We start from the raw sequence: 11,752 nt of genomic DNA, 5'->3' as shown, positions 1-11,752 counted from the left end.
CCCCACGGAACCAGCCAAGACCCCGGAGGCGCCGCACCATGCCGAGCCACGCCATCACCAACATCGGCACCCTGGTCACCAACGATCCCTCCCTCGGCCCCGGCCCCCTCGGGCCGATCCAGGACGCCGCGCTCGTCGTCGAAGGAGAACGCGTCGCCTGGGTCGGCACGTCCAGTAGAGCACCCGCCACTGACAGTCACCGCGACGCGGGTGGCCGGGCCGTCATCCCGGGCTTCGTCGACTCCCACTCCCACCTGCTGTACGCCGGCGACCGCACCGAGGAGTTCAACGCCCGGATGTCCGGCCTCCCCTACACCGCGGGCGGCATCCGCACCACCGTGGCCGCCACCCGCCGGGCCACCGACGCCGAGCTCACCGCCCGACTCGCCCGCCACCTGCGCGAGATGCTCCGCCAGGGCACCACCACCGTCGAGACCAAGTCCGGCTACGGCCTGACCGTCTCGCTGGAGTCACGGGCGCTGCGGATCGCGAGCGCGGCACTTGAGGAGGTCACCTATCTCGGCGCCCACGTGGTGCCGCCCGAGTTCGCGGACGCCCCCGAGGACTACGTCGCCCTGGTGACGGGCCCGATGCTGGACGCCTGCGCCCCGCACGCCCGGTGGATCGACGTCTTCTGCGAGCGCGGCGCCTTCGACGCCGACCAGGCCCGGGCCATCCTGCTGGCCGGCCGCGAGCGGGGCCTCCGACTCCGGGTGCACGCCAACCAGTTGACCGCGGGCCCGGGGGTCAGGCTGGCCGTCGAGCTGGGGGCCAGCTCCGCCGACCACTGCACCCACCTCACCGACTCCGACATCGACGCGCTCGCCGCCAGCCGGGGCAGAACCGTGGCAACCCTGCTCCCGGGATGCGAGTTCTCCACCCGCGCGCCCTACCCGGACGCCCGCCGGCTGCTGGACGCGGGGGCCCTGGTCGCGCTCGCCACCGACTGCAACCCCGGCTCCAGCTACACCAGTTCGATGCCGTTCTGCGTCGCCGTCGCCGTCCGCGAGATGGGCATGACCCCCGACGAGGCCGTCTGGTCCGCCACCGCGGGCGGCGCCGCCGCGCTCGACCGCACCGACGTCGGCCGGCTGGCCCCCGGTTCGCGCGCCGACCTGGTGCTGCTCGACGCGCCGTCCCCCGTCCATCTCGCCTACCGGCCCGGCGTTCCGCTGGTCGCCGAGGTCTGGCGGGCGGGCCGCCGGGTGGTCGGCCCGGCCGGCTGACCCCTGACCTACCTGACCTTGCGGACGGGGCCCTGCCGGACAGGGCCTAACCGGCCTGCGCCGCCCAGGTCCTGGCCCGCGCCAGCTCGGCCGCGTGCAGCGCCTCGCCCGCCGCCAGCACCCGGGGCCGCAGTTCGGGCGCCGTCATCCTGGCCCGGAACAGGAACGCCACCGACACCTCGTGGTCGGGCCGGCGCAGCACCTCGATGCCGTCCCCGGCGCGGACCTCGCCCGGCGTGATCACCCGGAAGTAGGCGCCGGGCGCGGCCTCCGCCGTGAAGCTCTTCACCCAGCCGCGCTCGCCCAGCCAGTCGGCGAAGGTGCTGCACGGCACCCGGGGCGAGGTGGCCTCCAGCACCAACTCCCGGCCGACGCGCCACCGTTCGCCGATCCGGACCTCGCTGACGTCCACCCCCGAGGTGGTCAGGTTCTCGCCGAAGACGCCGCCCGGCAGCTCCCGGCCGAGTCGCTCCGTCCAGCGGTCGAGGTCCTCCCTGGCGTAGGCGTAGACGGCCTGGTCGTCCCCGCCGTGGTGCCGCAGGTCGCAGACGGCGTCCCCGGCGAGGCCGCTGCCACCGACCCCCATCGGGCCGGGGGCCGTCACCAGGACGGGCCCCTCGGTCGGCCGCTTGTCGATGCCGGTCAGGCCGCCCGGCGTGTCCGTCCTGGCGGCCCGGCGCGCCTGGCCGATGTTGACGGTGAGCACGGCGGGTCGGGCGGGGGCGGGGAGAACGTCGCTCGGCATGCCGTCACGATAGCGCCGGGCGGGAAGGCCGCACCGGGCTCGGAAGGCGTCGCTCAGGAGACGTCGAGCACCGCCTTGCCCCGCACCTCGCCCGCGGCGAGGGCCGCGACCGCCTCCCGGGTGCGGGCCCAGCCGCCGCGCCAGCCGATTCCGGGGTCGAGCTGACCGCCCGCCACCAGGGAGGCCAGCCAGGACAGGTCGGCGCCGAGCCCCTCCTGCTCCTCCAACAGGAAGAACGTGGCGATGCGGCGGTCGGTGCCCGTCGTCCCGACGAAGTCGGCGACCGCGAACGTCGAGGGCTGGTCGGCGGTGTGGCCCATGGTCACCAGCGTGCCGTGCCGGCCGAGCCGGCGGAAGGCGGCGACCCGGTGCTCTCCGCCCACCATGTCCAGCACCCCGTGCACCGGTTCGGCCAGCCCCGCGATCCCCTCGACGCCGACCACGACCTCGTCGGCGCCCAGCGCGCGCAGCGCCGGCGCCTTGGCCGGATCGGTGGTGGTGGCGATCACCCGGGCGCCGCCGCGCGCCGCGAGCTGGAGCGCGAAGCGCCCCACGCCGCTCCCGGCGCCGACGACCAGCACCCGGCGGCCGAGCAGCGGGCCGAGCCGGTGCAGGCCGCGCAGCGCCGAGCCCGCCGCGACCGGCAGGGTGCTGAGCGCGCCCGGGTCGGCGCCCGCCGGCACGGCACCGAGCGCGGCGGAGTCGACGGCGCGCAGCTCGGCCCACGCGCCGTCCGCGGCCAACGTCACCACCGGTGTGCCGGCCGGGGGGCCCGAGCCGTCCGCGGCCGCCCGCACCACCACGCCCGCGGCGTCCCAGCCCGGGACCTGGCCGTCCGCGCCGTCCGCCAGGCCGTGCACCACCTCGCCGTGGTTGAGCGAGAAGGCCGCCACCCGGACCAGCGCCTGGTGCGGCGCCGGCACGGGATCCGGCACCTCGGCCGAGGTCAGGCGGTCGGGGGCGGAGTGGTCGATGGTCCAGGCGCGCATGGCTGGCTCCCTCACGTGCGGTGCGGTGACCGGCTCCCGAATGTGCTGGTGACCGGCGTTTGCCGTTCGCCAGCATGTTACCCGCCCGGTAAACTCCGCAGGATGACGGACCACAGGGGACCGACGCTGCGCGAGCGGAAGAAGCTCCGGACGCGTCGCGCGCTCGTCGAGGAGGCGCTGCGGCTGTTCACGGCGAAGGGGTTCGCGGAGACCACGCTCGACGAGCTGGTGGACGCGGTGCAGGTCTCCCAGCGCACGTTCTTCCGCACCTTCTCCTCCAAGGAGGATGTCGCGCTCGCGCCGGAGAAGGAGCTGTGGGCGGCGTACGTCGCCGAGTTGGAGCGCCGGCCGCACGACGCCGACGCGGGGTCGCCGCTCGGCGAGCTGCTGGAGACGATGTTCGGCGCGCTGGCGGGGATGGCGGAGGGCTGGGAGTCCCGCTTCCTGGCCAGCCGCGCGCTCGCCGACCGCACCCCGGCGCTGACGGCGCACAGCCTGCGGCACTGCGCCGAGGTGACGGACGTGATCGTGGAGCGGATGGCGGCGCGGACCGCCGTGGACGAGCTGCGCCTGCGGCTGACGATCGAGCTGATGGTGGCCGCCTGGCGCTGGGCCCTGAGGAACTGGTCCGCCGAGGCGGGGGAGGGCGCCGACCGCGACGCGCTCCGGCGCTGGACGCGCACGGCCTTCGCGGCCCTGCCCGGCGTCGCGGACCTGGTGTCCGAGGAGCGCGACCGACTCGGCGACCGGCTCGGCGACCGACCCGGCGACCGGGTCGGGAACGGGTGAGGCGCGCGGCATGCCGCGCGCCTCACCCACCGATCTTCACGACCGGCTCTACTCCTCGACCATGAGTCCTCTGCGCAGCCTGCCGAGCGTGCGGGCCAGCAGCCGGGACACGTGCATCTGCGAGATGCCCAGCTCCTCGCCGATCTCCGACTGGGTCATGTTGGCCACGAAGCGCAGCGAGAGGATGCGGCGGTCGCGCGGCGAGAGGTCGGCGATCAGCGGCTTCAGGGACTCGATGTACTCGATGCCTTCGAGACCGTGGTCCTCGTAGCCGATCCGGTCGGCGAGCGCGCCCTCCGACTCGTCCTCCTCGGGCTGGGCGTCGAGGGAGCTGGCGGTGTAGGCGTTCGACGCCGCCATGCCCTCGACGATCTCCTCCTCGCTGAGGTGGAGTCGTTCGGCCAGCTCCGCGACGGTCGGCGCGCGGTCCAGCTGCTGCGCCAGCTCGTCGCCCGCCTTGGCCAGGTCGAGGCGGAGCTCCTGGAGCCGGCGCGGGACCCGCACCGACCAGGAGGTGTCCCGGAAGAACCGCTTGATCTCACCGATGATGGTCGGCATCGCGAAGGTCGGGAACTCGACCCCGCGATCGGCCTCGAACCGGTCGATCGCCTTGATCAGGCCGATCGTGCCGACCTGGATGATGTCCTCCATCGGCTCGCTCCGGGAGCGGAAACGGGAGGCGGCGAACTTGACCAGGGCGAGGTTGAGCTCGACCAGGGTGTTGCGTACGTACGCGTATTCGTGCGTGCCCTCTTCGAGGATCCGCAGCCGCGCGAAGAGGCTCTTGGAGAGCGCGCGCGCGTCCAGCGGCGCCACCTCGTCGAAACGCGGGATGTCGGGGAGCGACGCCAGTACGTCCTCAGCCGACGCCGGGGTCGACTCCGCCGCCGGCTCCGGCGCGGGGCCGGCATCCGCGGGGGCGGGATCCCCGGTGTGCGGTCGTTGGGTTCGAGGGGCGGGTGACATAAGTGTCCTCCGTAGTCGTCTCGGCATATGGCTGCCGAAGCCATGACATGCACTGCTAGTGCGGCGCCTCCAAAGCCGGCGTGGGAAACGTGTGCCCTCTACGCCTATCGGTCCCATGGCCGCCATGGCAAGTCTGCTACGCCCGAATCGCGAGGTATGCCCGTCCTGTTCGGGTGTTGAGCAGGCCGCCCAGCGGCTATGGTTTCGAACCTAACCAACAACGCGCTCCGAACTGAAGGGGGCTGCATGGACCGCGCGATGCCGGACAGTTCGCACCGGCGCCAGCTGACGGTCGATGTGCGCCACATGGGGTCGGGCGCGGTGGTGACTCCCGCGGGTGAGCTCGATCACCACTCCGCCGAGAGGCTTCGCGAGTCGCTGCACGGCTGCGTCGCGGGCGGTCGTTACCGCATCGTTATCGACTGCTCCGGCCTCGAGTTCTGCGACTCCACCGGCCTCAATGTGCTTCTCGCCACACGTATCGAGGCCGAGGCCGCGGGCGGGCAGGTGCATCTGTCGGGAATGCGCCCCATTGTCGCCCGGGTGCTGGAGATAACCGGCGCCGGCGCGGTCTTCTCCGTGCACGAAACCCTGGCCGAGGCACTGGCCGCGCTGCCGGCGGACTGACCGGCTCCGGGGGCCCGCTGTACGGCGGGGCGTGAGTGGCGTCAAACTGGTGCGGTCGGATTGCCGGAACCTGGTGGGTGTGCCCGTCGTCCGGCAGGGCAGAAGACCACACGCGCCGGCTCGGGAGAAGCACGACCGGCGCGTGAGCGGGCGCGTTCGACGGGCGAGAACGCGCCGACGAGACCAACGGCGCGACAGTGCGGCGATGCGGTGAGGGGAGCGTGCATGGGGTCCATCCGACCGTACCCGGCAGGCGACCCGGGCCGGGGGCAGGCCGAGGAGCCGCCCGAGGAACTGGTCCGGCAGGTGCGCAGGCTGCGGCTGGTCGGCACGGCGGGCGTGGTGTCCAGGGCCCGCGAGTTCGCCAGGGTCGCCCTCCACGACTGGGGCTGGCTGCCGGCCGCCACCGCCGAGCAGCGGGCCTGCGCCGAGGACGCGCTGCTGGTCGTCTCGGAACTGGTCACCAACGCCTGCCTGCACGCCGGCGGCCCCGAGGAACTGCGCCTCGGCCACGGCCCCAAGCTGCTCCGCGTCGAGGTGGTCGACCGCGGGCTCGGCACCCCCGCCCTGGCCACCACCCGTCGGGCGGGCCGCCCCGGCGGGCACGGCATGTTCATCGTCGAGCGGCTCTGCCTCGACTGGGGCGTGGTCCGGGAGCCCGGGGCCCCGGGCAAGACGGTCTGGGCGGAACTCGCCGCACCCCCGGCCTGCGGTGATGGCCGAGAGTGACGGGGAAGCTGTTCGGTTGTTCCCGTCCGGTCACCCTCGGGCGTCTACCATCACCACCATGACCCGAGTACTGCTCGCAGAGGACGACGCGTCCATCTCGGAACCGCTGGCCAGAGCGCTGCGCCGCGAGGGATACGAGGTAGAGGTTCGGGAGGACGGCCCAGCCGCGCTGCGGGCCGGGCTCGGTGGGGACATCGATCTGGTGGTGCTCGACCTGGGGCTGCCCGGCATGGACGGTCTCGAGGTCTGCCGTCGGCTGCGCACCGAGGGGCTCAGCCTGCCCGTGCTGGTGCTGACCGCCCGCGCCGACGAGGTGGACACCGTGGTCGGTCTCGACGCCGGCGCCGACGACTACGTCACCAAGCCGTTCCGGCTGGCCGAACTGCTGGCCCGGGTCCGCGCCCTGCTGCGGCGCGGCACCGCGGAGGCCGCGCCGGCCCCCGCCGTGCACGGCATCCGGATCGACGTCGAGTCCCACCGCGCCTGGATGGGCGACGACGAACTGCACCTGACCGCCAAGGAGTTCGACCTGCTGCGGGTGCTCGTGCGGGACGCGGGCCGGGTCGTCACCCGGGAGCAGCTGATGCGCGAGGTCTGGGACACCACCTGGTGGTCCTCCACCAAGACCCTGGACATGCACATCTCCTGGCTGCGCAAGAAGCTCGGCGACGACGCCGCCAACCCCCGCTACATCGCGACGGTCCGCGGCGTCGGTTTCCGTTTCGAGAAGAGCTGAGCCGGGGCCTGCTCCGTGCGCCGTCGACTGATCAACTCCACGCTCGCCGTGGTGCTCGTCGTGATCGCGGTCTTCGGCGTGTCCTTGTTCACCATCGAGGCCAGGTCGATCGAGTCGAGCGCCGCCGACCGGCTCGACTCCGAGACCGCCCGGCTGCTCGCCGACGTCGAGAGCCGCATCGCCAACGGCGACGAGATCACCGACGAGGCGCTGCGGGCCTCGGTGCCCGCCGACCGCTTCGTGGTGATCCACCGACCCGACACCGAACCGATCAGAATCGGCCAGCCCATCGACGGTGCCGTGATGCGCTCCCAGGAGGCCGGCACCCACGGCGAGACGGTCGTCGTGGAGCAGCCGCGCTCCATCGTGACCAACGAGGTCAACCGGATGCTCACCCTCATCCTGGTGGTCTCGCTGCTCGCGGTCGCCGCCGCGCTGCTGCTCGCCGTCCGGCAGGCGCACCGTGTCGCGGCCCCGCTGCTCGACCTGGCCGAGACCGCGGAGCGGCTCGGCTCCGGCGACCCGCGCCCCCGGCACCGCCGCTACGGCGTTCCGGAGCTCGACCGGGTCGCGGACGTGCTCGACGCCAGCGCTGAGCGCATCGCGCGGATGCTCACCGCCGAGCGCCGGCTGGCCGCCGACGCCTCTCACCAGCTCCGCACCCCGCTGACCGCGCTCTCCATGCGGCTGGAGGAGATCATCGCCACCGAGGACCGGGACACCGTCCAGGAGGAGGCGTCCATCGCGCTCACCCAGGTGGAGCGGCTGACCGACGTCGTCCAGCGGCTGCTCACCAACTCCCGCGACCCGCGGCTCGGCTCCGCCGTCGGTTTCGACCTGGACGAGGTCGTGGTGCAGCAGATCGAGGAGTGGCGGCCCGCCTACCGCAGCTCGGGGCGCGCCATCGTCCACTCGGGCAAGCCGGGGCTGCGGGCGGTCGGTACGCCGGGCGCGGTCTCCCAGGTGCTGGCCTGCCTGGTGGAGAACGCGCTGATGCACGGCACCGGCACCGTCGCGCTGCGCACCAGGACCGCGGGCAACCAGGTGGTGATCGAGGTCACCGACCAGGGCCCGGGGGTGCCGACGGAGCTGGGCGCCCGGGTCTTCGAGCGCACGGTCAGCGGGCGCAACTCGACGGGGCTCGGCCTGGCCGTGGCCCGTGACCTGGCGGAGGCGGACGGCGGGCGCCTCGAACTGCTGCAGGGGAAGCCGCCGGTGTTCGCGCTTTTCCTGAGTAGAGAGGCGGAGTCCCGGGGCGCGGAGTCGCGGGGCGCGGAGTCCCGTGAGGCCGAGGGGTAGTCCTCAGCGGGCCCGTAACGGGCGGTCCAGCGGTGCCGGCTCCGTCGGTTCCTCCGGCACCCGGAAAACCCAGGTGCGGTAGGACCAGAACCGGAAGAGCGAGCCGAGGCCGAGGCCGATGACGTTCTTGGCCAGGTTGTCCGCGAGCCCCGAGGTGAAGCCGAAGCCGTAGTGCGAGAGGGCGAGCACCCCGTTCTCGATCACCATGCCCACCCCGCTGAACAGCAGGAAGAGGCTGGCCTCCCGGCTCCGCCGGCTCTTGTCCCGGTCCCGGTAGGTCCAGTGGCGGTTGCCCACGTAGTTGGCGAGGATCGCGGCCGACGTGGCTATGACGCCGGAGCGCACCGGGGCCAGGCCCGCGCCCTGGGTGCACAGGTTGAAAACGATCACGTTCACGAGAACGCCGAGCGCGCCCACGGTGCCGAACTTGACGACCTCGTGGGCGACGCCGCCCAAGCGGTCGCGGAGCGTGAGCCCGTCGCTCATGGTTGCATCGTAGCCAGCCACTCCCGACCTCTCTCGCCAGGGGGACGGCGGATACGCTGGGTGTGTGACTTTTCCCGTGGTCGGCATGGTCGGGGGCGGCCAGCTCGCCCGTATGACCCATGAGGCGGGCATCCCGCTCGGCATCAGATTCAGGCTGCTCAGTGACACTCCGCAGGACTCGGCGGCGCAGGTGGTCCAGGACGTGGTGGTGGGGGACTACCGCGACCTGGACACGCTCCGTGGTTTCGCTCGCGGCTGCGACGTGATCACGTTCGATCACGAACACGTGCCCACCGAGCATCTCCGGGCGCTGGAGGCCGAGGGGGTCGCGGTCAGGCCCGGCCCCGACGCGCTGGTGCACGCGCAGGACAAGGGCGTGATGCGGGCCCGGCTGACCGAGCTCGGCGTGCCGTGCCCCCGCCACCGGATCGTGGCCGACCCGGCCGACGTCGAGCGGTTCGCCGCCGAGGTCGGCGGCTTCCCCGTGGTGCTGAAGACCGTGCGCGGCGGCTACGACGGCAAGGGCGTCTGGGTGGTCGACTCGGCCGCCGAGGCCGCCGCCACCACCGCGCCGTTCCTGGCCGGGGTGGCGGTGCTCGCCGAGGAGAAGGTCGCCTTCACCCGCGAGCTGGCCGCCAACGTGGTGCGCTCCCCGCACGGCCAGGCCGTCGCCTACCCGGTGGTCGAGTCCGTCCAGGTGGACGGCGTCTGCGACACGGTGATCGCCCCGGCGCCCGGCCTCGCCGACGAGCTGGGCCTGGCCGCCCAGCAGCTGGCCCTCCGCGTCGCGAAGGAGCTCGGCGTCGTCGGCCACCTGGCGGTGGAGCTGTTCGAGACCGTGGACGGCCGGGTGCTGGTCAACGAGCTGGCGATGCGTCCGCACAACTCCGGCCACTGGACGCAGGACGGCGCGGTCACCTCCCAGTTCGCCAACCACGTCAGGGCCGTGCTCGACCTGCCGCTCGGCGACCCGCGGCCGCGCGCCCCCTGGACGGTGATGGCCAACGTGCTCGGCGGCGACTTCCCCGACATGTACCCGGCCTACCTGCACTGCATGGCCCACGACCCGCGGCTGAAGATCCACATGTACGGCAAGGACGTCAAGCCCGGCCGCAAGGTCGGCCACGTCAACACCTACGGCGACGACCTGGCCGACGTGCGCGAGCGGGCCAGGCACGCCGCCGACTACCTGCGAGGAGTCATCACAGAATGAGCAGCGCCCCACTGGTCGGCATCGTGATGGGCTCCGACTCCGACTGGCCCGTGATGCGCGCCGCCGCCGAGGCGCTGGCCGAGTTCGACGTCCCGCACGAGGTCGACGTCGTCTCCGCGCACCGGATGCCGCACGAGATGGTGGCCTACGGCGAGGCCGCGGCCGGCCGCGGCCTGAAGGCGATCATCGCCGGCGCCGGCGGCGCGGCCCACCTGCCCGGCATGCTCGCCTCGCTGACCCCGCTCCCGGTGATCGGGGTGCCGGTGCCGCTGAAGCACCTGGACGGCATGGACTCGCTGCTGTCGATCGTGCAGATGCCGGCCGGCGTCCCGGTGGCCACCGTCTCGGTCGCCGGCGCCCGCAACGCCGGGCTGCTCGCCGTGCGCGTCCTGGCCGCCCACGACCCCGAACTGCTGGAGCGGATGCGGGAGTTCCAGCGCGGGCTGAACGAACAGGCCACCGCGAAGGGCCGCCGGCTGCGCGCCCTGGTCGCCGAGGGGGACGCGTGACCGCGGAGCGGCTGGCCGAGGCGCGCGCCCTGCTCGCCGAGCACCCCGTCGTCGACGGCCACAACGACCTGCCCTGGGCGCTGCGCGAGCAGGTCCGCTACGACCTGGACCGGCGGGACATCGCCGGCGACCAGAGCGCCACCCTGCACACCGACCTGCCCCGGCTGCGCGCCGGCGGCGTCGGCGCCCAGTACTGGTCCGTCTACGTGCCGGGGCGGCTCACCGGGGACCACGCGGTCAGCGCCTGCCTCGAACAGATCGACGCGGTACGGCTGTTGCTCGACCGCTACCCGGACCGGCTGCGGGCCGCGGGCACCGCGGACGAGATGGAGGCGGCCAGGCGGGACGGCCGGATCGCCTCGCTGATGGGCGCCGAGGGCGGCCACGCCATCGACAACTCGCTGGCCACGCTCCGCGCCTTCCACCGGCTCGGCGTCCGGTACATGACGCTCACCCACAACGAGAACAACGACTGGGCCGACTCGGCCACCGACACCCCGCGCCACGGCGGCCTCACCGCGTTCGGCGAGGAGGTGGTCCGGGAGATGAACCGGCTCGGCATGCTGGTCGACCTCTCGCACGTGGCCGCCACCACCATGCGGGACGCGCTGCGGGTCACCGAGGCGCCGGTGATCTTCTCGCACTCCTCGGCGCGCGCCGTCTGCGACCATCCGCGGAACATCCCGGACGACGTGCTGGCCGCGCTGCCGGGCAACGGCGGGGTGGCGATGGTGACCTTCGTGCCGAAGTTCGTGCTCCCGGCCGCCGTGGAGTGGACCCGGCGGGCCGACGAGAACATGGTGGCCCACGGCCTCGATCCGCTGGACGGCACCGAGGCCGGGATGCGGGTGCAGCGGGCCTTCGAGGCGGCCAACCCGCGGCCGGTCGCCACGGCCGGCACGGTGGCCGACCACCTGGACCACATGCGGGAGGTCGCCGGCGTCGACCACCTCGGCATCGGCGGCGACTTCGACGGCACGGCGTTCCTGCCGGACGGCCTGGAGAGCGTCGCCGGCTACCCCAACCTGATCGCCGAGCTCCTCGACCGGCGCTGGTCGTCGGCCGACCTGGCCAAGCTGACGTGGCACAACGCGGTGCGGGTGCTGCGGGACGCGGAGGCGGTGGCGCGGGCCGTGGCCACCCGCCGCGGCCCGTCGATCGCCACGATCGACGGGTAACGCCCGCCGCGAAGGCGTCGGGCCCGGCCCGTGCGCTCGCGGCTTCGCCGCGAAAGCCCGACGCGAGCGCGGGTGCGGCCGCGCCCATCCACCCCCGCGCGCGGGCGGGAGGCGCCCCGCGCCGGCGGGCCGGTGGGCATGGCCCGCCAGGGCCAATCCGGCATTGCGGGCGATCCGGGTGATAGCGGCCCCGGAGAGGCGGGCCGTGACCGAGGTCACTCGGGGCGTCCGCGAGGGGCCGCCTCGCCGGTGGGGTGGGC

General features: G+C 73.7%; 13 protein-coding genes. 9 read left to right on the top strand and 4 right to left on the bottom strand.

Features of this window, described 5'->3' with window-relative positions; genetic code table 11:
• Positions 1-38 precede the first annotated feature (38 nt).
• The gene (gene hutI / locus E1283_RS21585; protein ID WP_132819767.1) at positions 39-1,226 is read left to right on the top strand and encodes an imidazolonepropionase; all 1,188 of its coding nucleotides are present in this window, start codon (positions 39-41) and stop codon (positions 1,224-1,226) included.
• A gap of 46 nt (positions 1,227-1,272) precedes the next feature.
• On the opposite strand, the gene E1283_RS21580 is transcribed toward hutI, so the two are convergent.
• Entirely contained in the window at positions 1,273-1,971 is a 699-nt protein-coding gene (locus E1283_RS21580; protein WP_132819766.1) for an MOSC domain-containing protein, read from the bottom strand.
• Between the two features lie 53 nt (positions 1,972-2,024).
• Positions 2,025-2,960: a zinc-binding dehydrogenase gene (locus E1283_RS21575; RefSeq protein WP_132819765.1), complete on the bottom strand. Its 936-nt coding sequence runs from the start codon at positions 2,958-2,960 to the stop codon at positions 2,025-2,027.
• A gap of 102 nt (positions 2,961-3,062) precedes the next feature.
• On the opposite strand from E1283_RS21575, the gene E1283_RS21570 reads away from it, so the two are divergent.
• On the top strand, positions 3,063-3,749 hold the full coding sequence (locus E1283_RS21570) for a TetR/AcrR family transcriptional regulator (protein WP_132819764.1): 687 nt from the start codon (positions 3,063-3,065) through the stop codon (positions 3,747-3,749).
• A 48-nt stretch (positions 3,750-3,797) separates the two neighbouring features.
• Here the strand turns inward: E1283_RS21570 and E1283_RS21565 are convergent, their stop codons facing one another.
• Positions 3,798-4,715, bottom strand: coding sequence for an RNA polymerase sigma factor SigF (locus E1283_RS21565; RefSeq protein ID WP_243745000.1), 918 nt, complete (start codon positions 4,713-4,715; stop codon positions 3,798-3,800).
• 246 nt (positions 4,716-4,961) lie between these two features.
• Here E1283_RS21565 and E1283_RS21560 point away from each other — a divergent pair, with 246 nt between their 5' ends.
• The 4 genes from E1283_RS21560 to E1283_RS21545 all read left to right on the top strand — a co-directional run bounded on the left by E1283_RS21560 (position 4,962) and on the right by E1283_RS21545 (position 8,106).
• The gene (locus E1283_RS21560) at positions 4,962-5,342 is read left to right on the top strand and encodes an STAS domain-containing protein (RefSeq protein ID WP_132819763.1); all 381 of its coding nucleotides are present in this window, start codon (positions 4,962-4,964) and stop codon (positions 5,340-5,342) included.
• Between the two features lie 225 nt (positions 5,343-5,567).
• On the top strand, positions 5,568-6,071 hold the full coding sequence (locus tag E1283_RS21555; protein ID WP_132819762.1) for an ATP-binding protein: 504 nt from the start codon (positions 5,568-5,570) through the stop codon (positions 6,069-6,071).
• 58 nt (positions 6,072-6,129) lie between these two features.
• Positions 6,130-6,807: a response regulator transcription factor gene (locus E1283_RS21550; protein ID WP_132819761.1), complete on the top strand. Its 678-nt coding sequence runs from the start codon at positions 6,130-6,132 to the stop codon at positions 6,805-6,807.
• 15 nt (positions 6,808-6,822) lie between these two features.
• On the top strand, positions 6,823-8,106 hold the full coding sequence (locus E1283_RS21545; protein WP_132819760.1) for an ATP-binding protein: 1,284 nt from the start codon (positions 6,823-6,825) through the stop codon (positions 8,104-8,106).
• A gap of 3 nt (positions 8,107-8,109) precedes the next feature.
• Here E1283_RS21545 and E1283_RS21540 read toward each other — a convergent pair whose 3' ends face one another.
• Positions 8,110-8,592, bottom strand: coding sequence for a GtrA family protein (locus E1283_RS21540; RefSeq protein WP_132819759.1), 483 nt, complete (start codon positions 8,590-8,592; stop codon positions 8,110-8,112).
• A 64-nt stretch (positions 8,593-8,656) separates the two neighbouring features.
• Between E1283_RS21540 and E1283_RS21535 the strand changes: the two genes are divergently transcribed.
• Genes E1283_RS21535 through E1283_RS21525 form a run of 3 tightly spaced genes read left to right on the top strand, consistent with a single transcriptional unit; the run spans position 8,657 to position 11,492 of the window.
• On the top strand, positions 8,657-9,805 hold the full coding sequence (locus E1283_RS21535; protein WP_279571281.1) for a 5-(carboxyamino)imidazole ribonucleotide synthase: 1,149 nt from the start codon (positions 8,657-8,659) through the stop codon (positions 9,803-9,805).
• Positions 9,802-10,314 (top strand): 5-(carboxyamino)imidazole ribonucleotide mutase, encoded by a 513-nt coding sequence (purE, locus tag E1283_RS21530; RefSeq protein ID WP_132819758.1) that lies wholly within the window; start codon positions 9,802-9,804, stop codon positions 10,312-10,314. Before E1283_RS21535 ends, purE begins: the two co-directional genes overlap by 4 nt.
• Positions 10,311-11,492 (top strand): dipeptidase, encoded by a 1,182-nt coding sequence (locus E1283_RS21525; protein WP_132819757.1) that lies wholly within the window; start codon positions 10,311-10,313, stop codon positions 11,490-11,492. The genes purE and E1283_RS21525 overlap by 4 nt, the downstream gene beginning before the upstream one ends.
• Positions 11,493-11,752 lie beyond the last annotated feature (260 nt).

This window comes from Streptomyces hainanensis, from assembly GCF_004348415.1.
Classification (GTDB): Bacteria; Actinomycetota; Actinomycetes; order Streptomycetales; family Streptomycetaceae; genus Streptomyces; species Streptomyces hainanensis.
This window is presented reverse-complemented; position numbering and strand designations above follow the sequence as displayed.